Here is a 26,035-nt window from a genome sequence, read left to right as displayed (position 1 = left end):
ATCAATGAAAAGGCATCAATCCAGCTTATCAAATCATCTAGAGTATTTAGTGATTACTCAGTAGGCGCAAGCGCTGGATAGCCGAGTGCATAAAGCGTACCCTCAAGCCCAGTTACATTAACAGCAGCATCTGCACGTGCTTGCACGATTGGCTTGGCATGATAGGCAACCCCTAGATCAGCAAGCGCCATCATCGGCAGGTCATTAGCACCATCTCCGATACAGACCACTTGTGACATCTCGATGCCCAAGCGTTCAGCAGTATGCTCGACGATAGCAGCTTTTTTGGCACCATTAACAATAGGAAACTGCACATGACCAGTCACTTCATTGTCTTCAATATCCAAGGCATTAGCATGGACTTCATCGATACCTAGCTGCTCAGCGATATAGCGGGCAAAATAAGTGAAACCACCTGAGACCAGCACCGTATGATAGCCCAATGCTTTTAGCGCACTGATGGTGGTACGTGCACCGACTGATAATGTTAAGCGGCTACAAATATTATCAAGTACATCAGTAGAGGTGCCTTTTAGCAACGCCACGCGCTGAGCAAATGATTCATCAAAATCAATCTCACCGCGCATAGCAGCTTCAGTGATGGCTTCGACCTCTTCACCAATACCAGCCGTTTTTGCCAGTTCTACGATGACTTCTTGTTCAATCAAAGTCGAATCCATGTCAAAGCAAGCAAGCTTATGGGTGCGCAGCATATGACCGACAGACAAAATATGACAATCGACAACGTTTAGGTCGACAGCACTATCTGCAATACCAGTGTTGTATTGTTCAGACAAATCATGACGCAGGCGAGTGGTTAGCTGATCATCGATGATGTGGGCGGCGGCAGTCTTTTTGCCAGGATGCATTAGGGTATCAGTCACGGGTACTAGCAAATAGCGGTACACTTGAGCATTGGTAAAAGGGAGGCGCTGTGCATCTGCCGCCGTCGGCTCCGTATCAGATACTGTGATATTGACAAAACTGGCATCAGTATCTTCTGCGACAGTCACCAAATGCCAGCTTGGCTGTTCATCTACCCAAGACTGAATGTATTGATGAATATCGATTGCTGATACTTGAGTCGGTAGCACGACGATAAGTGCAAAAACAGGTAGCGATTGTAGCGCATCAAAATCTTGCAGATTGGTATCATCAGGCAATAATGTCGCAATAGAGTCGACGGCTTGCTGCCATGCTTTGCTGTCTTTTGGTAACGAATAAGAGGTATTTTTTGGCATGGCTCATTTGTCCCTTGTATGCTCATATAAGATTGGGAATAATAACAGTTTTCCTGAGCAGCGCCTATAGATGACGCGCAAAGTAACAATGATGTTTAAAAACAGAAATGATGCTCAAAAACAGATCTTATGATGTAAGACGCGATAGAAATGCATTGCTATTATTATGATAAATTTATAAAGCGACTCACGCTATAAGGTTTGTTATGGTGATATAGTAGACAAGACAAACTGAGCAATAGGTAGTAACGCTAAGCCAAAGACATCAGAGCCTATGTGCTGATAAACCTCAGTGAATTTGCATCAGTATGCCCGCATCAACATTTTCTAAAAAATAGCCAAAAAATGAGCAATAGCCTCGTTTTTTAATTTCTTTTCTCCAAAAAAGTTTACCATATCATGACGTATTTAGCGCCGCGGCAAGGGTTGTTTGCCATTATTCTTCTGGTTAGTTTTTGTTTGCAGACGCTGTTGTTGGTCATCAGTACCGACCAACAGCTGAGCAAAAGTCGTGCGTTAAAAGGCGAGCAGATGGTCGCCCAGCTGATTGATGAATCAAGACTGTCTTTAGAAAACAAAGACCGAGTCAGTCTTAGCGTTATTGCTAATCGCTATACCAGCGAGCAAGATGTGACGCGAATACTTATCAAAGACAACACCGACGAGATTCTAGTGCCGGTAGGTAACGCGCCGATGCAACAAGGGGATACGATTCGTCAAATCGCAACCAACGGTGACGCGGTGATTGGTAGCGTCGCACTGACCCTAAAAGATGTCAGTAAGGGCGAAATCATTACCATGCAATGGCCGTTCGTGATCGGCACAATGCTACTGCATTTATTGTTATGGTTAATTTATGGTTATCTTGCACGCCCTACCAAAGAGCAAATCAGCGCACTGAGTCGCAGTATTCAAGAGCTGTACCGCGAGCAATATAATCAGGTCGACCAGCGAGGCTACAATCGTGATCTTGAGCGCCGCACAGACACTAATAGTAAAGCATCTAGCGCCGCTCCCGAACAAGCGCTGACCGAAGACACAACGAACACACGTACGTTCAATGTACATAACGAAGTCAACGAATATCTCAGAACACAGCAAAATCAAGGCGTCAATGACGAAGCGAGCAGCTTGACCACTACGACTGAGGATAGTGTTGTTGACACAGCAGCGATAAGTGACGCTCAGCCCAGCAGTCATGCAGCCAAACTGTCTGCGACACGAAACGTTGATAGCGTGCGAGTCCAAATTGTCTTTCATGATGAGTTCAATATGCTGGAGCGTTTAGCACCAGCTCAGCGCCTACCTTATCTGGCACTGTGTACGCAACTGCTCAATCAGGCAGTGACCGAGCTACTCAAACAGCCACTATTGCTGGGCGTCAGTGCGACCAATGAGGCACGTTTTGAAGATGATGGCGCAAGCGTGATATTAAAGGCAGACAATAGCCATGCAAAAGTGGCGCTGGCTGGTGTGATGCTCGCCAAATTGTATTTGATGCTTAACAAAATCATTCATGATAAGCACATTGAGCTGTCACGTTTTGCCCTACCAGCAAAAGCAGGTGTCAGCGATGAGGCGCAAGCAGAAGCAATGACACATCTGCTACAGAGTATCGGCAAAAAAGAGCAGCTGTTGATACTATTACCTAATGCAGGTCTCAAACAAATCAGCAATCATGTACAAGTACATAGCATCATGCGCCCAACGACTGTTTATGAGCGAGAATGTGCGATATTCGATGGTGGTAATGACTCACTGATTCAGCGATTGGCAGACGTTCGTAATGCGGTGCTGATGATTGAAGACGACGATGAATCGTCTATGTAGAGGCGTTATTTATATTACAATTGTCCGCTATATTACCTATATCACGGTCTTGGCACTGAGCCCGAAATGTGACATATTAAGAAAAAGCATTGACAACATTCAACAGAGACTTTATAAGGCATATATATATTAATGTATGTTTAATACCCTTGCCTAAAAATGATAGGAGTTTGTCATGAGTGACGCTGATATTGACGACGATTTTGATGATGATTTTGTCGACGATGATGATGCAAAGATGGTTGAAGAAGCTGAGACGAGCGTACGTACGCGCTTAAGTAGTCTTGAGAAGCGTCGACTGATCGATAATTTGCTAGAAGAAAAGCGTTTGGCTAAAGAATTAAAAGACGATCTAGATGATATAGATAATTTCGATGAAGACGGCGATGACTGGGACGATGATGACTTTTAATTTGTAGGCTTTGATCGTCTAAGCTGACTAAAGTGCTTTAATAATTGATAATTATCTACTCAGTTGTACCGATTGCTCGCTATTTGTTATTTTTTACAATGGCTCGCAATCTGCTCTATTCAATAATACTTATTTTATAAAGGCTGCTTGGTTACGGTTATTCAAGCAGCCTTTGTTTTAAAACAACATAATATCTTGCCATTAACCAATCGATCACTGCGATTGACGATAGCTATCTTTCAAGGACTACCAAACCATGAGTAACCAACTAAGTTTTGATGAATTACTAGATTATTTGGATAACCAAGAGAGCCAGTTCGTGCTCGATAGTGTTGCGGCGCATGGCTTTTTGACAGCGACTGTCATCGGTCGTCCACTGCCTAACTGGATGGATGCGCTTTTTGAAGGGCATGTGAGTGAGATTCCAGACAATGTCATCGATGGCATCAAACGCTGGCGCGACTCGATAATGGCTGAGCTAAAAAACGAGACGCCGATTGAGTTACCATTTGGTGAAGATGCTGGTGACGAAGAGGTAGCAGTTGATTTTTCAGATGAGTCGGATATCGTGGCTTGGTCGATTGGCTTTGTCGATGCGATGTATGGCGATGAGGCGAGCGATTGGTTCGAAGACGAAGAGACAGCAGAAGACGTTGCTGTACTGACCTTGCCAATGATCGTACTAAGCGGCATCGATGATGAAGATCCAGAGCTGTCTGAAATGCGTAAAGATGAAGATAAGATGGTACAAATGGCCAATAGCATCGAGGGTAATTTGACCGAGCTGTTCTTATTGTTCCATACCAATGACTAGTCGTTACTCTAGGAGACTATGCTACTGTGTGGTACTACTAGCGGCATATAGCGGCACGCACTAGCACAATAGCATAGTCTCTTTACTTATATTAAAGCTGCTCCATGTATTTTGGTCATTTTCTTAGATACGTTATAAGTCACTGATAAGGTCTTGTTATGGCTGTGCAACTCTCCAATCTTGAACACCTGCCCAATTATCAAATCACCGAGCGCCTAGATGTAGTATATGGCAGCACCGTACGCTCAAAGCACGTCGGTAAAGACTTGTTTGCTGGGCTAAAAAACATCGTCGGTGGCGAGTTGACTGCTTATACCGAGCTGTTAGAAGAGTCACGTCAAGAGGCGATAGATCGTATGATAGTCAAGGCAGAAGCGCTGGGTGCTGATGCAATTGTAGGACTGCGTTTTTCGACTTCTAGTATCGCACAGGGTGCCTCAGAGCTGTTTGTCTATGGTACGGCTGTCAGAGCGGTACCGCAGCAACAATTCCAAAACCCGCCAAGTGATAGCCACCATCTCTCAGCTCAACGTATGAATCCTCAAACCCCAACCGCGCCCGATGATTTACCGCGTTTCAATCCCTTTGGTTAATTTTGTTTGATTAATTCATTTCGGTTAATTATATAATGCTAAAAGCTGTAGTGCTTTTTATGATGAGAGACGTGCCATGAATGACTCACTGATGCAAGTGCTTATCAATTATGGGCCGTTTGTCTTTCTATTCGCTGCTGGTTGGTTTTTTGGCTCGCGTCACGAGCGTCAGCATTTAGCGCAGCTAAGAGTAGCAGAGCAAGCATTAGTTGATATTACCGTCTCAAGTGAACGCTTCTATCGTCCTCTGCTGGCGACTGGTAGTGAGGGTGAGCTGGTACTGGGTAGTGTTGTCATCGCGCAAGATTATTTTAAAATGATTATCGCCCGTATACTGAGTGTCTTTGGCAAAAACCTAACCACCTACGAGACATTGTTAGATCGCGCGCGCCGTGAGGCTATCGTCCGTATGCGCACCCAAGCAAAAGCCAAAGGCTACACACATATCTATGGTTTGCGCTTAGAAGTCACCAATGTCAACCAATTGGGCAGTATGGTAGAAGCCATAGCCTATGGTACAGCGGTAATCAGTACTGACCATACCTATCCTACATCTGCTACACCTCACGTGATACCCGTCTAGATCATTCCAGATCGTTTTTACCTCAGTCTCAGACATATAAACTGATAGTTGACTGACGAGTAGTCAAAAAAATCAAATACATACACTTTTACAACGATATACTGAATTTTGCCGTTCCGTTATTATTTCGGTTCGTATGGACTAAAAATCGTTATTGCCAAAAATTAGTACTACAAGAATCAGTACTACAAGTACTCGTACTATAAAAACCAATACCGTAAAAGACCAGTACCATAAAGAATTAATACCGTAAAAGATGAGTATCATCAAAAAATTGTCGTTCTAAGCACACAGTTGTGTGAATCAAGATTATATAAAGAGCTGACAACATCGATGGCTGTTACCCCAGATATCAGCAGGATTGGCTGATTGAGCATCACAACGTTGTCATAAACTTGCCCGTGTAAGGGCTCTATCTACAAGGATGTAGTTATGGAAGGTGTGGAGTTAGTCACGTTTGTAAATTCAAAAGTTATTCCTATCAGTATTTTTTTGATTATGATGGGAATGGGACTGTCCCTAGTTACCAATGACTTTAAACGAGTCGTCAAGTACCCCAAGGCCGTCGGTATAGGTCTCACCAATCAGCTTATATTTTTACCATTAGTTGGCTTTGCTTTAGCGGCGTCTATGTCATTAGAGCCTGAGTATGCGGTTGGGGTTATGTTGCTGGTACTGTGTCCTGGTGGCACCACATCGAACCTATTCACTTATCTTGCCAAAGGCGACGTCGCCCTGTCAGTTACGATGACCGCTATTGCCAGCGTCATTACTGTATTTACCATTCCTATCGTACTTAGCTTTTCGCTCGTCTATTTCATGGGAGCGGGCAGCGAGTTCCAACTGCCAGTCGCCAAGACCATGATTAGCCTGATTGCGCTGACTATCCTGCCGGTTAGTATCGGGATGCTGATCAAAAACTATAAGCCTAACTTTGCTGATAGAGCACAGGTTATGGTATCCCGTTTTGGGGTGATCTTTTTGAGCTTCTTGGTGCTTTTCTTGAGCTATGTGCAACGAGACATCATTGTAGAGGCCTTAATTGCTACTGGTCCTGTGTCGCTCATATTGAACGTATCAACGATGGCACTTGGGTATTATACGAGTAAATGGTTTGGTCTCAATCCTGAACAGAGAAGATCAATCACCATGGAAGTCGGTCTACAAAACAGTACGCTATCGATGTTTATGGCATTGACGCTGCTCGCTAACTATAAGATGTCGTTGACGCCAGCTATCTACACGCTAATTATGTTCTTGACAGCTGGTATCATGGTTAGAGTATTCACAGCTCAGCACAATAAAGCCAAAAAAACCGAGATAGAAAACAGTGTATTGGCAGCACGTAGAATGTAAGGTGTTTAAGATAACCGTAGTAATGTCTTGTCACGCCAGTTGAGACAGTACTTGGCAAAAAAGTAGTAATATATGGCGCAATAAAAAAGCCCGCAACACGCTTCGTATAAGGAAGTGCGTTACGGGCTTTTGTGTGTAGTACCTCTTTTTATCTCGAATCTAGAATCTTCGTCTGTCCATTTTTGCTCTCGCCTCGGCAGTTTGCTCTTTGACCTTTTCGATTTCAAATAAGAACGTACGGTTTTTGAGTACGGCAACGAACACCACGCCGCCCACCGTATTGCCCACCAGTACCACGACTAAAAATACCAAATAGTGCCAGAGGCTGACGGTATTGCCATATAGCAGTGCTGAAAATACCTCGATGTTGCCCACGATACTATGGTGCAATCCCAAGAACCCAATACTACCAGTGATGAGGGTGACCAAGACGATACGGCTCAGAGTGTCACGGGCAGAAGTCACTAGCCATGCAGCGACGCCCATCATCCAGCCTGCCAGCACTGCACTGCCAAAGATAACCCACCACTCAAACCCCAAAATATGCTCGGCATAAGCGTCAATAGCATGATCTGTAAACAAGTGCATGTGTAGACCTAGACCAATCATAAGGGCCGCAAATATACAACCGCCCACGATATTACCAGCAATAACGATGCCCCACAGCCTGAGCAATTTATGCAGTGGTTCGATTTTATTGAGTACAGGCAGACTGAGTAGGGATGTCTGCTCAGTAAATAGTAACGACTGACCGATCACCACGATAATAAAGCCAATCGGATAGAGCAGGGACGACAATACCATCGCATAGCGACTTGGCAATACGTCATTTAGTAGTGCAAATGCGGATAAAATCACAAAAAAACTGATACCAATCTCGAGTCCAGCGGTAAAGGCACTGGTAAATAACGAACCAAGTGAGCGCTTGAAGGTTTCTTTGGCATGGATAACTTGCTCTACCAAGATACTGGCATAGCTTTTCGCTTGACTTAGGTTGTCATCACTGGCGACTTTTTTGATGGTTTCTTTGTCTTCGTCGCTGATTTCTTCTGGTAGGTCATCATTATCCAGCTCTTCGGTGGCTTTTATATGATCGTCTGGATGATGGCTGTCCACATGAGGGTTGGCGTGACTGTCTTCTGGAGAGTGGCTGTGCTGTAGCGTATGGCTGTGCTCCGTACTGTTATTTTCGTGATTATCATCCAGCGCATCGTCATCTAGATGTACGTGATGGGTGGTACTTGTGCGTAGAGGCTCATCGTTTGGTAAGTTGCTTTGAGAGTTAGAGGGTTGCTCGATATCTTGGGACACGGTCAGCTCACTGTTGGTTATATAGTGTTTTAGTACGTTTCAGGCTTGGTAGTTTTAAATTTTAGTATGCTCAAATACAGCTACCATTCATATTTTATCGTATGAGGGTAAGATATTCTGTTGCGTATTTGGCTGACTGGGGTTGTTAATTGAGGAATAAATGCGGTTCACGTCCTATAAATTGTCTTACCATCTAACAAAATCTGCCTATCTGCGTTAAAATCACACTATCAATAACTTTCTCTGTTTTTATAGCATTCTGTGCCATCTCAGTTTGACCACATTCATTACCAACAATAAGATCACCCTATTATGAGTAACCAGACCCTCACGCAATCTATTCAAACGGCGCTAAGCCAATTAGAAAACGCCTATAATCCTGCACAAGTCGAAGCAGGTATGTATCAAGGCTGGGAAGAAAGCGGCTATTTTCAGCCGACGTTTGACAAAGACGAGTCGTTTTCTATCGCGCTGCCACCGCCGAATGTCACAGGCTCGCTGCACATGGGTCATGGTTTTAACAACGCCATCATGGATGCGCTGACCCGTTATCACCGTATGGATGGCGACAATACGCTATGGCAGCCAGGTACGGATCATGCCGGTATCGCCACCCAGATGGTTGTTGAGCGTCGTCTGGAAGCGCAAGGCATCAAACGCCGTGATATGACCCGTGCAGATTTCATCGATAAAGTATGGGAATGGAAAGAAGAGTCGGGCGGTAATATCACTAGTCAAATTCGCCGTTTGGGCAGCTCGGTTGACTGGTCACGTGAGCGCTTTACCATGGATGATGGTCTGTCTAACGCGGTAAAAGAAGTGTTTGTGCGTCTGTTTGACGATGGTCTTATCTACCGTGGTAAGCGTTTGGTGAACTGGGATCCAAAATTCCAAACTGCGCTGTCTGACCTAGAAGTCGAAAACCACGACGAAAAAGGCAGCCTGTGGCATTTCCGCTATCATTTCACAGATAAAGACTTAAAGACTCAAGATGGTAAAAACTATTTAGTAGTAGCAACCACGCGTCCTGAAACACTCCTTGGTGATACCGCTGTTGCCGTCAATCCTAGTGATGAGCGTTACGCGCACTTAGTTGGCAAAACTATTACCTTGCCAATTACGGGTCGCGTTGTGCCTATCGTCGCTGATGATTATGTCGAGAGCGACTTCGGTACGGGCTGTGTCAAAATCACTCCAGCGCATGATTTTAACGATTATGAATTGGGTCGTCGCCATAGCTTGCCATTGATCAACATCCTTGATGAGCGCGCTAATATTCTACCAGCGATGGAAGTCTATCCTGACTTGCAGACACGTGAGCCAGAGCTTGAGACCACACCGAGCGAATACGCAGGACTTGAGCGTTTTGCCGCTCGTAAGTTCCTCGTTGAGCAAGCAAAGGATCAGGGCTGGTTAGAAGATATAGAAGACTATGCGCTAAAAGCCCCACGTGCTGAGCGTGGCGGTACGATCGTTGAGCCATGGTTGACCGATCAGTGGTATGTCGCGGTCAAAGAGCTTGCCAAGCCTGCGATTGACGCGGTAGAAGACGGCAGCATTGAGTTCGTCCCTGCGCAGTACAAAAACATGTATATGGCGTGGATGACTGATCTACAAGACTGGTGCATCAGCCGTCAGCTGTGGTGGGGACATCGTATCCCTGCATGGTATGACGATGCGACAGGTGAGATCTATGTCGCCCGTGACGAAAGCGAGGTGCGCACTAAATACAACCTGAGCGATGATGTCGTATTGCGACAAGATAATGACGTGCTTGATACGTGGTTCAGCTCGGGTCTATGGACGTTCAGTACGCTTGACTGGGCAGACGTCAACGCCGATCCGCGCGTGATGGACACTTTCCACCCAACCAGCGTGCTGGTGACAGGTTTTGACATTATCTTTTTTTGGGTAGCGCGCATGATTATGCTGACCATGCATTTTGTCAAAAACGAAGATGGCACGCCGCAAGTACCGTTTAAGACCGTCTATGTGCATGGTCTGGTACGTGATGGTAATGGTCAAAAAATGTCAAAATCAAAAGGTAACGTCTTAGATCCGATTGATCTCATCGACGGTATTGAGCTAGAAGCGCTGGTCGAAAAACGCACCAGCAATATGATGAATCCAAAAGATGCGGCCAAGATTGAGAAGCAAACGCGTAAAGAGTTCCCAGAAGGCATCCCAGCTTATGGTACCGATGCGTTGCGCTTTACCTTTACCTCATTAGCCAGTACGGGTCGCGATATCAACTTTGATCTAAAGCGTGTCGAGGGCTATCGTAACTTCTGTAATAAAATCTGGAACGCCAGCCGTTTCGTACTCATGAACTGTGTCGATGGTGACAGCAATGCCAAGCCTATCGACCAAGCGGCGAACCCTGACGTTTGGGAATTACCAGAAAAATGGATCATGAGTCGTCTGAACTCAAGCGTCAAAGACATTCATCAGCATTTTGCTCAGTATCGTCTCGATATGGTCAGCCAAGATATCTATGAGTTCATCTGGAATGAGTACTGTGATTGGTACGTTGAGCTTGCCAAAGCCAGCCTAAATGATGACTCGGTGTCTGACGAGCGCAAAGCGCAAATTCGCTATGTGCTACTGCACGTGCTAGAGACGGCGCTACGCTTCACCCATCCAATCATGCCGTATCTGACTGAGCAAATCTGGCAGACCATCGCGCCGCTACTGGGTCGCAAAAACACCGACAGCATCGTGATCGCTGACTATCCACAAACCGATGATAGCCAAATCAGCGAGCAGACTGAGGCAGATATGGCGTGGCTACAGGAGCTCATCGCGAGCGTCCGTAACATCCGTGGTGAGATGAAACTGGGCAATGCGGTACGTCTGCCAGTGCTACTACAAAATGTCTCTGCCGATGAAGAAGCGCGTCTATCACGTATCAAAAACCAGTTCAAAGCGCTTGCCAAAGTCGAGAGTTTAGAGATTATAAATAGTGGTGACGGCTCTGATCAAAAGATTCCACTATCATCATCAAGCATGGTCGGTCAGCTACGGGTACTCGTACCGATGAAAGGGCTGATCGATCCAACGGCTGAGCTGGCACGTCTGGACAAAGCGCATGAAAAGCTACAAAAGCAGGCCGACGGTATCACGCGTAAGCTGAGCAATGAAGGCTTTGTCAGTAAAGCGCCTGCGGAAGTGGTCGATGCTGAGAAGGCAAAACTGGTTGAGCTAGAAGGGCAGTTGACTGCGATGACGGCGCAGATGGAGCAGTTGGAAGCGTTGTAGTTGAAAGTAGATATCTGTATAAGTAGAAAACGCCGTCACGATTGTGATGGCGTTTTTTAATTCTAAACTATTGCTTAATTTTTCTGAATTTATGATATAACTGATGGCTAGCAAAATTAGAATGGTTTACTAACTTATTAGCAGTAAATAACGAGAGAATTTTGAGGCATGACATGTACCTTTGAAGGTTGTACAAACAACAAATTTGCACCTCATGAAGAATGTGCTCTCCATTGTGTAAAAGGCAACTACCAAAATGATAGTAGGAAAAGCGTTTTATCTGAGTTTTACAACTTATTGAGGATTTATATAGCAGACTTCCTTGCTGCAAATCAAGCTTCAAATTCTCATAATAATCAAAGCTTATTTAATTCTTCATCTAGCCCATATAAGAGAGGCTTAGGTATAAATTTTTCTCAAATATTCCGAGATGGAGATTTAGATAATGATGAAAATAGAAACTTAATTCGAAGAACAAATACAAACGATTTAATAGTCCTACACAATATTTCTTTTCCTGATAGAAGGAGCAAAGACAGTTTTGATTATTTCAAACTGTTGAAGCTTTTTAGTGGAATTCACTTACTTGACTGTCATTTATATATAGGTGATTGGCAGTTAGAAGATGTAAGTTTTTTCTTTCAAGGTTGCATGTTTTATAATCAGTTTGATATAACTCCATTTAGAATGTTGAGCAATGATACGAATTGCTTGTTTTCTGAATGTGATTTTAAGGATAAGGTAAGAGTATCCCCTACTGAAATAAATAGTATTTTTGAGGATAGTTTGTTTTCAGGTTGTAGGTTTAGTAATCTAATAGATTTAAGTGGAGTTGGGTTCAAATCAGAACCTTTTTTAGAACTAAATGATAAGTTATTTGTCAACACAGAACTGAAAATCTTCAATTGCACATTTGAAGGTGTTGTCAAACTTAATAAAGTTGCTCTAAGCTCTCTCTGGATTAATGACACAAATTTTCTATCTAATTTCGAAATACTAAATACGGAAGTTGGGAAGTTTGTATGTACTAACACAGAAATGCACGGTGTCTTTAAGGCTTCTGAAAGTCATTTCAGTTATGCAAGATTTGAAAGAGTAAAGTTTCATGATGTTGCGGATTTTGAAAAAGCTGCATTTGGTGAAGCGAATAAGATTGTTATAGCCTCTTATCCCGTGACAACGATATTTAGATTTGCGACATTTATGACCGCCTCAAACTTCAAGAAAGTAAATTTTTACTATGGTTTAGATTTCGAGAATGTGGACTTAAGAGAACAACCTAATTTCTTAAAGTCAAATATCAATCCTCACAATACTAATCGAGAGACATTTAGAATTATAAAGTATTCATTCGATTCTAGAGGGAATACTCTTGAAGCAAATAGGTTTTTTGTTCAAGAGATGAAAGCATTTAAAAATGAGTTGAAGGAAGAAGGGGGTTTCTGGGATAAGTTAGTATATAACGTGAATGATCTAATATCTGAGTTCGGTAGAAATTATATAAGAGCCATTACTTGGTTAATTATTAGCCTGATTTCGTATACGATATTACTATATTTACATGACTGGTATTTTGATAATTTTGATTATTTCATTTGGAAAAAATTGGAATGGATTTGGATATTCTTAAATGATATAGCAAAAAACTTCCTACCTTTTAGTAGGTTTCTTGGATCTAAGAGTGGATTTGAGTTTATTAGTCTATTGTTCTACATTTGGTTTGGCATACTAATTTGGCAAATTGTTGTATCTGTTAAACGACATACTCAACGTTAAGGAACACCATGAACCATCTCACCGTCGGACAACGCTCGCCTTTAAGCAACCTTGCTATTGACGAGACCACACCCATCACGCTCAAATTTACCCGCCAAAGCCCGATAGAGATGGACATCAGCTGCTTTGCCTTAGACGCAGCAGGCAAACTGATCAATGATGATTACATGGTGTTTTATAATCAGCCAACCTCACCATGCGGGCAAATCAAGCTCACCCATTACGAGTCGCAGCCAACAGCAAATAAAGGCATCCAAGCCGAGTTTGAAGTGAATTTATCCAAACTGGCTGCCAATATAGACAGCTTGTTTTTTGTATTATCAGCCGACACGCCGCTCAATCAAATTCAATTGCTAGAGATTGGCATTTGGCAGCAATCGCAAAAGGCGCAGGCAGCGTATCAAGCAGCAGACTTTGCCCAGCAGCAAGCCAGTATGTTGATGCAGCTGTATCGTAAGAGTGGCGTGTGGCGAGTATCTAACGTCGCACAAGGCTTTAATGGTGGACTTGCCGCCATCGTGCAGCATTTCGGTGGTGACGTAGAAGAGGGCAGCTCGACAGCAGCTGACGTAAACGCCACGCCAGTTAAAGCAAAACCGTCGCTCGAGAAGGTCATGCTAGAAAAAGCGCCAAAACTGGTTAATCTGGCCAAAAAAGCCACGGTATCGCTTGAGAAACGCCAATTGCAGCAATTAACCGCAAAAGTAGCGTTGGTGTTAGATGCCTCAGGCTCAATGAACAGACAATATAAACAAGGCCGCGTGCAAGAGGTAGTCAATCGCATATTGCCATTGGCAGTGAACTTTGATGATGACCAAGCACTAGATTGTTGGGCGTTTGCCCGAGATCCGCAGTATTTGGGCGAGATTGGACTGAGCAACTATGATGGTTTTATTGACAACGCTCATGGCGGCTGGCGCAAATGGGCACTTGGTCCACGCGTTAATAACGAAGCAGAGGTCATGAAAGCCGTGACGGAGTTTTATCAAAAAGACGGCTTAGATGTGCCTATCTACGTGCTATTTATCAGTGATGGCGGGGTGAATGACAATCGCGGTATTACAAGAGTTATGACGGAAGCGGCGAAACTGCCGATATTTTGGCAGTTTGTGGGCTTGGGTGGTCGTGGTTATGGCATTCTAAAAAAACTAGACGACATGACAGGGCGCGTGATTGATAATTGCGACTTTTTTGAACTTGATGACTTGGATGACATTAGCGAAGAAGCCTTGTATGAAAATATGCTAGAAGAGTTCCCAAGTTGGCTAAAAGAAGCTAAGCAACTAGGTATCGTCAATTCACTATAAAAGTATTAGTGCGCTAACCTCATTATTCGATTACAGCTAAATAAAAAACCGCCATAGCAAACACGATGGCGGTTTTTTATGGTTCAAAATATCTTAACTTCTAAAATGCCTACAGCGTCCACAGCGATTGATACTGCTCATCAGTTAACGTCACGATATCAATCTCTGCCAGCATCTCACGCAGCTCTTCCCACTTACTCGCATCAGGCGTAATCGGCGTGATCAATCTGCCCAGTGTATTATCAATAATCGCATCCATCAGCGCGTCCGCCTCAGTTTTACTATAGTTGTAATACATATGGTGGGCAGTCTCTGGATCATTTTTACACAGCTCTGTCATTTGATTGGTCACTTGGATGAAAGTATCTATCGCGTCTTTTTTCGCTTTATAGATCTCATCCGTCGTGAGGATTTCTAACGCCGAAAAATTCGGATAAGGTGACAGATGCTGATCGATAAATGTAAAGTCCAGCCCTTCATGGGTCGCTTCAACGCCCTCAAAGTTATAAAAGCATAGCCATGCACCATCGAGACTCGGGTCTTCTTGTAGGTTTTTTATATGATAAAAGTCCTTTTGCACAAAGCTCACATTATCACGGCTGATACTAAAGCCGTTTTTTTTGGCATAGCGGGCTAATATCTCAAAGCCAATACGATTGGTCTTTTCTTCAGCCGACGGGGTACAAATGCGAATCGGCTGATTGTTCTTGAGCTTATCCATGCTGGATTGCTGCATCAATATGCCGCCATCGGTCTCAAAAAAACAGCCAAGCGCACGCAGATTAGGCGCGTAATGCTCAAACAGATGAATTGGCTCATTCACATGCAGATCGATGCTTTGATTTTGCAATTCAGCAAAGCCATCATAGTGGTCATCAGGCTCAATGATGGTGATATCTAGCCCTGCCTGCTCATACGCACCTGTGGTCACACCCGCGATAAAGGGCAGGTGATCAGGGTTTAAGAACCATTCGAGGGTAAGGGTCAATTTGGTGGTTGACTGCATGGTTGTTTCCTTTTTAATGATAGAAAACAATCAGACTGATGCTGTTTAAACAAAACAAAAAAGGCAAAACAAAAAAGGCAAAACAAAAAAGGCAAAATCTCAACATGTAAGGCGCTATCAGATCAGCGCGTCAGGTAGAGGTTTCTCTTATTCATAGACTGCTTAGGGTCTGTCATGCTTGTTTCCTACGTCAGTGCTAACTGCTTCAGGTTCACGGGTGTGTCTCAGCGATGGTTTTAACAATCGTTACAAGGTTAAAAGCAAAGCACCCCGACAAGATTGAGTAGTGCTGCATTATTTTTGATCAGTACTGCTAATGGCTATTATCGATGGCTACTGCATCATCATAGACGACTTGTAAGCGGTGATGCAAGCGTATCAGGAATGACAATGAAAGGTGATGACTGACGCTCGTTAACCGCCCTTTATAACAGTTCTCATTTGTGACGGCTTTTTATAAGCGCTTTTAATCTTATAAGCGCTTTCAATCGACGTGTTAATAGAAGAGCGCAGTATTTGCCATTGGTACTTACCCAATCACTAACCAACGATACTGATCGATAGCAAAAAGCTTGTATAAATGGGCTTGTACAATTTTTGGTGATATTGCATGCTTGGTTATTCATACAAGTAGCCATGTAAATACTTTTGATGGCTACCAAAATCATTCACCGCACCGTCCATCGACATCACTTATATGACCCATAATAAAAAAGCGTTTTATCATAGGCCTAAGACCAACCAATCCAAAAGCCCAATGATGCGTTGGACGTTTGTGACGCTCGGCTGGATATTTTTTATTTTAGGTATTATTGGGATATTACTGCCCGTCATGCCGACTGCGCCTTTTATATTACTGGCGGCAGGGTGCTGGGCGCGTAGCTCGCGGCGCTTTCATTTTTGGCTAATCAATCACAAATACTTCGGCAAATACGTCCGTGATTGGGAGGAGAGTCATGCCGTTCCTCTATATGCTAAGTGTCTGGCAACAGTCATGATGGCAGCATCAACCGCTATGTTATTTTATCGCTTGCCTACAGATATGATGTGGATAGCATGGCTGGTAGCCGCTGTCTGTAGCGGGGTCGCGATATATTTATTCCGTCTGCCAAACGCCTAAAATTGTTGCAATTTGTACCAAATATGGCGCCAGTTACACGAAAGATGAGATAAGGCTTGCGATACTAGGATGTACCCCTTATAATACGCCCAAGCTTAAGAGCAGTTCTGCACCAAATCATTACCTCGTAGTATTAGTTATAATCCTTCGTTTTAATATTTATCGTTCAGTAGCTATTTGCAAGCGTTACCGGTCATTAGACCATTAATAAATTTAAAAGTAGGATTATACTATGTCAGACGTTCAAAAAGGTACAGTTAAGTGGTTCAACGAAGCTAAAGGTTTCGGTTTTATCGCTCCAGAAACTGGCGCAGACGTTTTTGCTCATTACAGCGAAATCACTGGTTCAGGTTTCAAAACTTTGGCTGAAGGCCAAGAAGTTGAGTTCACTGTAACTCAAGGCCAAAAAGGCCCACAAGCACATAACATCGTTGCTATCTAATTTGTCTTTATAGACAGATAGATGAATAGATGTAGAAAAGCGGACCTTCGGGTTCGTTTTTTTTCGTCTACTGTTTGATGTCAAACGACATGATAGATATAACAACACCGCCAACTGTATGAATAGTTGGCGGTGTTGTTTTTGGGCTATGATATAGAAAGTGATATCAGCCGCTAAAATGTAAAATCGACTTCTTATATTAAGCTGATACCGATATTAATCAGACCACCGCCTAGCAACAACCAACCAAACATAACTGCGCCTAAGACTAGAGGCTTGACGCCAGCTTGCTTAATCGCGCTTAGATGAGTGGTCAGACCTAGCGCAAACATCGCCATTGTCAGTAGTACATCATCTAACATCACCATACTGCGCACGATACTCTCAGACATGGGTACCCATGTATGTATCAACACAATGCCAATAAAGATAAACGCGAACCATGGCACCTTGACTTGTTTGACGCGGCTTACAAATGATGCTGTCTCATTCTTATTTCTCTTATCTTCTATAGTGGAGTTATCTACGGTGCGACTTTTGGTTAGTGCAAAAGACAACACGAGTAAGAATGGGGCGAGCATCATGACGCGTATCATCTTGGTCACGACCGCGGTATCGCCAATCTCGGTATTGATGGCATTACCAGCGACCACGACTTGCGCCACCTCGTGTACAGTAGAGCCAGTGTACATCCCGTACTGCTGGGCGCTCAGCCAAGGTTGTAGCCAGCCCAGATGATAGAGAAAAGGGTAGAGTAGCATTGCGATAGTGCCAAAAACCACGACGGTTGCCACGGCGATAGTGACTTTATGCGCTTGGGCATTGACTACTGGCTCTGCTGCAATGACGGCAGCGGCGCCGCAAATACTTGCCCCTGAGCCAATCAGAATAACCGTTTCTTTATCGACTTTTAGCCATCTAGTACCTAGCCAGTAGGTTAATAAAAACGTAGACGTCAGTACCAGAGCATCGGTCGCAATCGCTGGCATACCAACGCTTGCTACTTGTGTCATGGTCAGCTTAAACCCATAAAACATGATCGCAAGTCGTAATATCTGACCTTTTGCAAAGCATACGCCGCCGTTTAAACGTTCAGTGAATTTGGGGTAGATAGTATTGCCCAATATCATACCAAGCAATATCGCAAGCGTTAAGGATGACAAGCCGATAATGCGCCCGTTCAACCACACATCTAAACTGCTATCCAACCATAAGCAGAACAAACTACCGATCAATACCACAGCCAAACCCGCCAAGTGACGTTGGCTCGGGACGTAGTTACGAGCTGAGCTGCTGATGGATTGAAGTAGTGTATGCATGACGCGGCACCCTATTACTGATATTAAGATAAGCATAAGCTTATGAGTAGACAGTATATGCCCGCTACATTTATAATAAAAACAGATTAATAAGATATAAACTATCGATTTTTTAGGTTACAGTATTTTTAGTATTGAATGTTGAGAGTGTTGAATTTTAAAAGTATTGATAAAAGGCTGCTGCTACACACTAAATATACTTAGCCTATAAGAGCATTCAAAAACTGACGCAAGGCTATCGATATTATGAAAAAATCTGTGCAAACATTACCAAAGATTACGCTCAAGCAGCTCGCGGTTTTTGTCAGTATTTATCAGACAGGGAGTACCAGCCGCGCCAGTGAAGAGATGCATCTATCACAATCAGCGGTCAGTAGTGCGCTGACAGAGCTTGAGTCTAGGTTACAGATGCCACTATTTGAGCGCGTCGGTCGCAGGCTCAATCAACATCCCAATGCGCATCCTATTTATGTACAAGCACAAGCCATTCTCGGGCAGTCACTCACGCTTGAGCATTATCATCAGTACCAAGCAGGACAGATTCATATTGGGGCGAGTACCACAATCGGTAACTATGTACTGCCGTCATTGCTTGGCAAGCTTTATGAGGCGCTACCAGATGCCAATGTCGATATATATATTGCCAACACACAAGAGGTCGTGGGTGAGGTTGAGCAGTTAAATATTGACATTGCGCTAGTAGAAGGGATGCCGCGACCGATAGATATGAAAGCCATTGAGCTGCGCGAGTGGCGAACAGATACGCTGATGATATTTGCCAAACGTGATAGCAAATGGCTAAAGGATATCGCTATATATCATCAAGAGGAGGATGGCTACCGTCTGACTATTGAGCAGCTCGAACAGTTGCCGTTATTGGTACGTGAAGCAGGATCCGGCACACGGCAAATTATCGATGAGCAGTTGCTAAAATACCTACCCAATGCCGAGGTGGTTAAGGCGATACATCAGTCAGAGGCCATCAAGCATATGGTGAGTGCAGATATTGGACTTGGCTGTCTATCACAGCATGTGATTGAGACAGAACTTGCGTCAGGTGAACTAGTACAAGTCGATGTTGCTGGGATTGATTTGTCACGGACGTGGTGGCTGGTCTGGCATAAGGCAAGGCATCAAAGTCCCATTTGGCAAACCTTTATAGATATTATTCAGCAGAGATGAATAAGAGAAGGTAAATCATAAAAAAGCGCAGCGTCTATCTCGGCGCTGCGCTTTTCATTGTATATGCCACTCATACCAGAGCGTTGTGGCTCAACGCTATGCCGAGACGGGCTTATCCAGTCTCACCACAAAGCTATCGCAAGGTACGTTAGGCAAGATATTATCTGCTGTCGCGCCACTGATCCATGCCGCGATACCAGTGCGCTTATGGCGACCGATGACCAATAGGTCTACATCGTGTTTGTGGCAGTAACTGACGATACCTTCACTACTAGAGATAGCCGTAGTGACTTCTGATGTCGCTGCGTTTAGCTGATTGCGTTCTAAGAACTGGGCCAGTTTGGCGCGTGCTTCTTGGCAACGCTCATCATCAATCTCATCATATAGGCTGGAGGCGGGTACCAGCTCGTAACCGAAACCAACCATCGTATCTTTTACGATATGTAGCACCGATAGCTTAGATCCTGGGCGGTTTTCAACGATACGCTTGGCTTTTTGCGCGACGATATCCGCATCAGAGAGTAAGTCAGTGACCAGTAGTATATGTTCGTAACTCATAGCGTCTTCCTCATGTCAGATAGTATTTACTATAGCACTACTATAGAGCGCTGTTAAGTGGTGCTTGCCTATCTTTAAGGCTCTCAGTAACATGAGATCACGCGCATTAATACTTGATTAAATCAAAGGCTTTATACACGACTTATTCCGTTATGGGTTCGCTCAGTTTGACAACCAAACTGTCGCAAGAGATGTTCGGCAATATACTATCAGCGGTCGCGCCCACCAACCAAGCTGCGATACCTTGACGTTCATGACGCCCGATAATAAGTAAGTCGACCTCTTTTTTATTACAATAGTCAACGATACCTTTACTGTTAGAGATAGCAGCGGTCACTTCAGAGTTGGCGGCTTCTAACTCATTATACTCAAGGAAGCGTGCCAGTTTAGCGCGTGCTTCTTGCCATTTTTCGCCATCGAAATCGCCCGAAAGACTAGATGAAGGTACCAGCTCGTAACCAAAACGCACCATATCATCTTCAACAATATGCAGAACAGATAACCTAGCCTCAGGCGAGCCTGCAAGGATACGTTTGGTTTTTAGAGCGACCTTGTCGGCATCAGATAATAAGTCAGTCACCAGTAAAATGTGTTGATAGCTCATAAGGTACTCCTTTTGGTATTTACTTTCTAATAGTCACTTTTTGGTAGTTATTTCTTGGCAGTTACTTTTTAATAGCCACTTTTATAGTAGCAGTGCAGGCTATTTTTGTTAAGCGACTCAACCATTGTTTATCTATAATTATTGTTGCCCTTGTGTTTTGCTAGGGCTGTTTTAATAGGTAGAGGGTTGCTGAGTTCGATCTCATAGATTATTGCGTGATAGTCGACTTGACTTATCGATGCCGCAGCCCCACTAATAGCGCTAAGCCAATACTTTTTTAGTCACTTTTTATAATTGATATATCGGTAATTATTACCATTTTATTTACCCTGATAGTCAGGGCCCTATACGCATTGTAAGCAATAAGGATAACTATGACTGATACCCCATTTACTGCGGATTTAACGCTGCATCCAGCATTTGAGCTGCTCGAACATCGCCACATTGAGGCGCTATCGATGGATGTGCTGATCAGTCAGCATGTAAAAACAGGCGCGATGCATTATCATCTCGCGCATCCAAGTGACGAAAATGCGTTTTTGGTGGGCTTTCGTACTCAGCCAATGGATTCAAAAGGCGAGGCGCATATTTTAGAGCACGTCGCATTATGTGGTTCTAAGAAATTCCCAGTACGTGATCCATTCTTCTCAATGATAAAACGCTCGCTGAATACGTTTATGAATGCGATGACCGCGGCAGATTGGACAGCCTATCCCTATGCCACGCAAAATAAAAACGACTACTTTAATTTGCTGTCTGTATACCTTGATGCGTCCTTTTTTCCTAACATTCATCCGCTCGACTTTGCCCAAGAGGGCATACGTGTAGAGCTGGACGAAGACGATAAACCGCAGTTTAAAGGCATTGTCTTTAACGAGATGAAAGGTGCTATGAGCGGCGAGATTGATCAGCTCTATCATACGGTGGCGCATCATGTATTTCCAACGACCACGTATCACTACAATTCAGGCGGCGACCCTGCTGATATTCCTGACTTGACGCACACTGAGCTGACCGAATTCCATCAGAGCCATTATCATCCGTCAAACAGTGTCATCATGAGCTTTGGTAATATCCCTGTTGCCGAGACACAAGCAAAAATACATGACGACGCACTGACTCAGTTCGAAGCGGGCAAAAAGCACGTATCGCGCCCAGAGCAGCGTTTGTCTGCGCCTATTAGTGCGGTCGATACTTATACTGCTGACGAAGCAGGTCCAGATCAGACCCATCACGTGGTCGCTTGGTTGCTACCATCGATTACTGATCCAAAGCAGCGCTTGGCATTGCGTCTGCTGGAAGGCGTGTTGATTGAGCATTCAGGCTCACCACTACGTGCTTATCTTGACAGTCACCCACTGGGTAAAGCCCCAAGTCCGTTGTTGGGACTTGATGACAGCCATTACGAAATGGTGTTTTATACCGGTCTGCGTGGTTCTAACCCTGAGCATGCCGAAGCGGTAGAGCAAGGTATCATCGATCTACTGACCGAAGTAGCAAGCACGCCAGTCGATGATGAAACGATCGAAACCATCCTTCATCAGATTGAGATTGATCAGCGTCATATTGGTGGTGATAGCGTACCTTATGGTCTAAACCTTATGCTAGAAGGCTTTAGCACCGCTATCCATGATGGCAATCCTATCGATGTATGGGAAGTAGACGAGCATCTACAGTGGCTACGCGCGCAAGTCGTCGATCCGCAGTGGCTACCGAATTTGATCAAAACACATCTACTAGACAATCAGCATCGAGTCCGCGTAACGATGACCCCTGACAGCGAAAAAACCGCTCGTTTAGCAGCAGCCGAACAGACTCGCCTTGATACCATAGCGATGGATTTGACTGCTGATGACAAGGCTATCTTGAAGCAACAAGCACTAGATTTGGCTGCGCGCCAAGCCGCGCCCGATGATTTAAGCCTGTTACCAAAGGTAGGTCTAGAAGACGTACCAGCGGATATTAGCTTCAAAGCAGGCAAACAAAAACAAGTGCGCTTGAGTGGGCAGGACAGTACTTTATTTGAGTACGAAGCGGGCACCAATGGTCTGTATTATTACCAAGTGATCGTACCGTTGACTGAGGCGATTGGTAACGCGAGCGCCGATGAGCTACCAGTGAATGATGTCATCAATCATCCATTGCTGCCGATCTATCTAAGTTTGCTATCTGAGCTAGGGACTGACTCGCTCAGTGCCCATGAAATGCAAGCCAAGCAGGCCGCGCACTCATCAGGTGTGACAGCACGTATCAGTCAACGAACCCATGTTGATGACAGTCAGTCCATCGGTAGCTATTTTGTGGTTGCAACACGTGCGCTCAATCGCAAACCTGAAGCGATTGATTTGCTCAAAGAAGTCATGGAGCACAGTATCTTTACTGAGCATGACCGCATCAAAGAGATTCTACAGCAGCGTCAAGCCAGCTGGCAGTCAAACCTAGCAGGCTCTGGTCACTCGTATGCGATGCAAATTGCCAGTCGCGGTATGAGTCGTCAAGCGCAGCTAGAGTATGTACGTAGTGGTCTACCAGCACTAAATGCGCTCAAGGACTTCTTGACGCATGCGAGTACTGATGATGCACAGTGGGATCAGTTGGCAACCAGCTTGATGGACTTACATCAACGCTTAATCAGCTTACCTAAGCATGCCGTTATTATCTGTGAAGCCGAGCAAACAGAACGTTTGAGCAGCTTGATCGTCGATAGCTGGACAGATAGCCAAGCAGCAATGTCTGCTGCAAAAGTAACTGATACTGAAGCAAATATTCCTAGTGAGTTTGCAAATCTGCAGCTAGATACCGCTTTAAATGGTGAGACTAATGCAGTCAAGGCATTAGAGAGTGGCGATGATGTTAAAAACGATGTGCTCGATGTTGCAGATCTAGCGTGGCTGGTGCCAACCAATGTCTATCATAATGCTAGCGCCTATACAGTACCAGCGGCTGATCATCCTGATACTGCGGCTCTGATGGTATTAGCGCCGTATTTGCGTAACGGCTACTTGCACAGTGCGATTCGTGAGCGTGGCGGTGCGTATGGCGGCGGTGCAGGCTATGACGCCAATGCATGTGCGTTTAAGTTCTTTAGTTACCGTGATCCACAATGTGCAGAGACTTTTGAGCACTTTGAGGCCAGTATCGAGTGGGTCTTGAATGAACCGCAAACCGATGAGCAGTTAGAAGAGGCAATCTTAGGGATTATCTCAGGTATGGATAAGCCAGGCTCTCCTGCAGGGGAAGCAATCAAAGCATGCTTTGCCAACTTACATCATCGCGGTGCTGACTGGCAGCGTAAAATGCGCGCTGCGATTTTGGCCGTGACTATTGATGATTTGCAGCGTGTTGCTAAGCAATATCTGCAGGGTCAAAAACACGTACGTGCAGTGCTAGCCCCTTATGATAAAGAAGAGACGGTGAAAGGTCTTGGTTTTGAAGTATGTAGAATTAAGAGCTAAGACAATTAGGTTTGTTCTTTATTAAAAGTTAAATATAAAAAGCCAAGCATGATGCTTGGCTTTTTTGTATGTAGTATTTGCTTAGTACCGTTTGATACTCAAATCTTTGCCGATTTTGTCTTGATGGATCGGGAATTCTGACAACTCGTTATACTGCTTACGATCAGAAAAATAGTTTTTTAAGGTAAGGCGAATGGCCTCAAAGGCAAGCGTATCCCATGGAATCTCTTCTTCACTAAATAGCGCACATTCAAGGCTCTCTGAACCAGTACCATAAGTACCGTCTTTTAGATTTCCCAAATAAATCGAGTAAATCTGTCCAATATCTGGCAGGTCGTAAACACAGTATAGATGCGGATGTATCACGGTGGCATCAGCTTCTTCGTAGCTCTCGCGTGCTGCACCCTCAGCCATGGTTTCGCCATTTTCCATAAACCCTGCAGGTATGGTCCACAAGCCATATTGAGGTTCGATCGCTCGCCTACATAGCAGTACTTTATCTTCGTGTACCACTAGTGAGCCGCAGATAACTTTTGGGTTTTCGTAGTGGATATAATGGCAATTAGGGCACACCAAGCGCGGCATATTGTCTGTAGGTGGGATTTTTCGTTCTGCTTTATGACCGCATTGGAGACAATAGCTCATATCGACTACCTTATTAGAAAAGTTATGATGCATAGTGATTTTGTAGGTTGTAAGGCCCATATTTTGAGATGCTGTAAGATATTATTTTAAGAAACAGCTGTGATCTTAAGATAGCACATATTATTGGCATACAGAATCAAGATAACAGTAACGCATCATTTCACTGATAAGTATGCTGTAGTCTGGTATAAATGTTCTTAGCTGCTATTTTTGGACTGTGGAACAGATGTATCGATAGTCACTAATTATGTTTTTGATTAATGATGGTCAGCAATAAGCTAGAATTAAACAAGCGAAAACGCTTTTGATAAAGCGAAATTACGATAAAAAACAAGGCAATTATAATGTTACTTTCTCCAGAGACTGTAAACTTCAATAACCTATCAGTCGCTGTACCGAGCTTTATACGACATCCCACACTCAGAAAATTGGCTGAGCGTGTGCAACATGAGACCCTAAACACGCTGACCAGCCCAGCGATGTATGAAGCGCACAACACCTCGCACAGCACGCGCATTTTAGATAGCTTGTACCAGACACCGATTGCTGACGCCTCAATACTGGTCGCGATCACTCATGAGCGTAAACCAAAACTGCTATTAACACGCCGCGCCGCCCATATGAACAGTCATGCGGGTGAGGTGTCTTGTGTGGGTGGTAAACATGATCGAGGCGACGGTAACAATGTCGTCACAGCACTGCGTGAAGCCTGTGAAGAAACAGCACTACCACCCAACAAAGTCCAACTGCTTGGACAGTTGCCTATCCAAACGTCCAAAAGCGGTATGAGTGTACGCCCTATCGTTGCACTTATTGCGCCAGGCTTGGTACTGGTACCCGAGGTGGGAGAGATATCACGTATTTTCTGGGCGGACTTTGAGTCGTTAGTCACTCAGCCGACAGTAGAGTATGCGGTAGAGTATAAAATGCAAGATCAAGTAGCGACTTTACTGACGCCGAGTTGGCAAGTCGATGGTGAGACGGTGTGGGGACTGACAGGACGTGTTATTGCCAATCTGTTAGAGACAGGATTTGATCGACAGCTAGAGTGGTATTACCGTGTGGACAACAACCGATAATATAATATTTAGATTTATAGCATCAACAGCATTCCTTCACGAGTGTGTACTTAAATAGGGCTGCTTATCTAAGTACTACTATCCAAATGCTACTATATAAGTATGGCTGCTATATAAGTACGGCTGCTATATTTGATAAGTCGT

21 protein-coding genes are annotated in these 26,035 nt (G+C 44.3%); 14 read left to right on the top strand and 7 right to left on the bottom strand.

Going from position 1 to position 26,035, the window contains the following annotated elements:
* Positions 1-53: 53 nt before the first annotated feature.
* A complete protein-coding gene (gene serB / locus NJD71_RS05570) occupies positions 54-1,241 on the bottom strand; it encodes a phosphoserine phosphatase SerB (RefSeq protein ID WP_319050955.1) in 1,188 nt (395 codons plus the stop codon).
* Between the two features lie 399 nt (positions 1,242-1,640).
* Between serB and NJD71_RS05565 the strand changes: the two genes are divergently transcribed.
* From NJD71_RS05565 to NJD71_RS05540, 6 genes are all read left to right on the top strand, one after another.
* Positions 1,641-3,071, top strand: coding sequence for a hypothetical protein (locus NJD71_RS05565; RefSeq protein WP_319050954.1), 1,431 nt, complete (start codon positions 1,641-1,643; stop codon positions 3,069-3,071).
* A 175-nt stretch (positions 3,072-3,246) separates the two neighbouring features.
* Entirely contained in the window at positions 3,247-3,483 is a 237-nt protein-coding gene (locus tag NJD71_RS05560) for a PA3496 family putative envelope integrity protein (RefSeq protein WP_057761656.1), read from the top strand.
* A gap of 256 nt (positions 3,484-3,739) precedes the next feature.
* The gene (locus NJD71_RS05555) at positions 3,740-4,297 is read left to right on the top strand and encodes a YecA/YgfB family protein (RefSeq protein ID WP_319050953.1); all 558 of its coding nucleotides are present in this window, start codon (positions 3,740-3,742) and stop codon (positions 4,295-4,297) included.
* A gap of 158 nt (positions 4,298-4,455) precedes the next feature.
* Positions 4,456-4,890, top strand: a complete 435-nt coding sequence (locus NJD71_RS05550) for a YbjQ family protein (RefSeq protein ID WP_319050952.1) — start codon at positions 4,456-4,458, stop codon at positions 4,888-4,890.
* Positions 4,891-4,966: 76 nt separating this feature from the next.
* Complete coding sequence (locus NJD71_RS05545; RefSeq protein WP_319050951.1) at positions 4,967-5,473, top strand: YbjQ family protein; 507 nt, start codon at positions 4,967-4,969, stop codon at positions 5,471-5,473.
* A gap of 432 nt (positions 5,474-5,905) precedes the next feature.
* A complete protein-coding gene (locus tag NJD71_RS05540) occupies positions 5,906-6,829 on the top strand; it encodes a bile acid:sodium symporter family protein (protein ID WP_319050950.1) in 924 nt (307 codons plus the stop codon).
* Between the two features lie 159 nt (positions 6,830-6,988).
* Here the strand turns inward: NJD71_RS05540 and NJD71_RS05535 are convergent, their stop codons facing one another.
* On the bottom strand, positions 6,989-8,140 hold the full coding sequence (locus NJD71_RS05535; RefSeq protein WP_319050949.1) for a formate/nitrite transporter family protein: 1,152 nt from the start codon (positions 8,138-8,140) through the stop codon (positions 6,989-6,991).
* 312 nt (positions 8,141-8,452) lie between these two features.
* Here NJD71_RS05535 and NJD71_RS05530 point away from each other — a divergent pair, with 312 nt between their 5' ends.
* From NJD71_RS05530 to NJD71_RS05520, 3 genes are all read left to right on the top strand, one after another.
* Positions 8,453-11,398, top strand: a complete 2,946-nt coding sequence (locus NJD71_RS05530) for a valine--tRNA ligase (protein ID WP_319050948.1) — start codon at positions 8,453-8,455, stop codon at positions 11,396-11,398.
* A 168-nt stretch (positions 11,399-11,566) separates the two neighbouring features.
* Positions 11,567-13,174, top strand: a complete 1,608-nt coding sequence (locus NJD71_RS05525) for a hypothetical protein (protein ID WP_319050947.1) — start codon at positions 11,567-11,569, stop codon at positions 13,172-13,174.
* An 8-nt stretch (positions 13,175-13,182) separates the two neighbouring features.
* The gene (locus tag NJD71_RS05520) at positions 13,183-14,481 is read left to right on the top strand and encodes a VWA domain-containing protein (RefSeq protein ID WP_319050946.1); all 1,299 of its coding nucleotides are present in this window, start codon (positions 13,183-13,185) and stop codon (positions 14,479-14,481) included.
* Between the two features lie 109 nt (positions 14,482-14,590).
* On the opposite strand, the gene NJD71_RS05515 is transcribed toward NJD71_RS05520, so the two are convergent.
* Positions 14,591-15,487 (bottom strand): ABC transporter substrate-binding protein, encoded by an 897-nt coding sequence (locus tag NJD71_RS05515; protein WP_319050945.1) that lies wholly within the window; start codon positions 15,485-15,487, stop codon positions 14,591-14,593.
* 697 nt (positions 15,488-16,184) lie between these two features.
* Between NJD71_RS05515 and NJD71_RS05510 the strand changes: the two genes are divergently transcribed.
* Entirely contained in the window at positions 16,185-16,607 is a 423-nt protein-coding gene (locus tag NJD71_RS05510; protein WP_319050944.1) for a YbaN family protein, read from the top strand.
* A 232-nt stretch (positions 16,608-16,839) separates the two neighbouring features.
* A complete protein-coding gene (locus NJD71_RS05505; protein ID WP_045453470.1) occupies positions 16,840-17,049 on the top strand; it encodes a cold-shock protein in 210 nt (69 codons plus the stop codon).
* Positions 17,050-17,243: 194 nt separating this feature from the next.
* Here the strand turns inward: NJD71_RS05505 and NJD71_RS05500 are convergent, their stop codons facing one another.
* The gene (locus NJD71_RS05500; protein ID WP_319050942.1) at positions 17,244-18,368 is read right to left on the bottom strand and encodes a YeiH family protein; all 1,125 of its coding nucleotides are present in this window, start codon (positions 18,366-18,368) and stop codon (positions 17,244-17,246) included.
* Between the two features lie 246 nt (positions 18,369-18,614).
* Between NJD71_RS05500 and NJD71_RS05495 the strand changes: the two genes are divergently transcribed.
* Positions 18,615-19,550 carry a LysR substrate-binding domain-containing protein gene (locus NJD71_RS05495; RefSeq protein ID WP_319050941.1) on the top strand — a complete coding sequence of 312 codons (936 nt, stop codon included), beginning with the start codon at positions 18,615-18,617 and terminating at the stop codon, positions 19,548-19,550.
* A 96-nt stretch (positions 19,551-19,646) separates the two neighbouring features.
* Here the strand turns inward: NJD71_RS05495 and NJD71_RS05490 are convergent, their stop codons facing one another.
* Both NJD71_RS05490 and NJD71_RS05485 read right to left on the bottom strand, forming a co-directional pair.
* Entirely contained in the window at positions 19,647-20,108 is a 462-nt protein-coding gene (locus tag NJD71_RS05490) for a universal stress protein (RefSeq protein ID WP_057761630.1), read from the bottom strand.
* Between the two features lie 142 nt (positions 20,109-20,250).
* Entirely contained in the window at positions 20,251-20,712 is a 462-nt protein-coding gene (locus tag NJD71_RS05485; protein ID WP_319050940.1) for a universal stress protein, read from the bottom strand.
* Between the two features lie 374 nt (positions 20,713-21,086).
* Here NJD71_RS05485 and NJD71_RS05480 point away from each other — a divergent pair, with 374 nt between their 5' ends.
* Positions 21,087-24,167, top strand: a complete 3,081-nt coding sequence (locus NJD71_RS05480) for an insulinase family protein (RefSeq protein WP_319050939.1) — start codon at positions 21,087-21,089, stop codon at positions 24,165-24,167.
* Between the two features lie 81 nt (positions 24,168-24,248).
* Here NJD71_RS05480 and NJD71_RS05475 read toward each other — a convergent pair whose 3' ends face one another.
* The gene (locus tag NJD71_RS05475; RefSeq protein WP_319050938.1) at positions 24,249-24,812 is read right to left on the bottom strand and encodes an NUDIX hydrolase; all 564 of its coding nucleotides are present in this window, start codon (positions 24,810-24,812) and stop codon (positions 24,249-24,251) included.
* Positions 24,813-25,156: 344 nt separating this feature from the next.
* On the opposite strand from NJD71_RS05475, the gene NJD71_RS05470 reads away from it, so the two are divergent.
* Positions 25,157-25,891 (top strand): NUDIX hydrolase, encoded by a 735-nt coding sequence (locus NJD71_RS05470; protein WP_319050936.1) that lies wholly within the window; start codon positions 25,157-25,159, stop codon positions 25,889-25,891.
* Positions 25,892-26,035: the final 144 nt, after the last annotated feature.

Origin of the sequence: Psychrobacter sp. PP-21 (assembly GCF_033790785.1) — a bacterium.
In the GTDB taxonomy this organism is placed as follows: domain Bacteria; phylum Pseudomonadota; class Gammaproteobacteria; order Pseudomonadales; family Moraxellaceae; genus Psychrobacter.
This window is presented reverse-complemented; position numbering and strand designations above follow the sequence as displayed.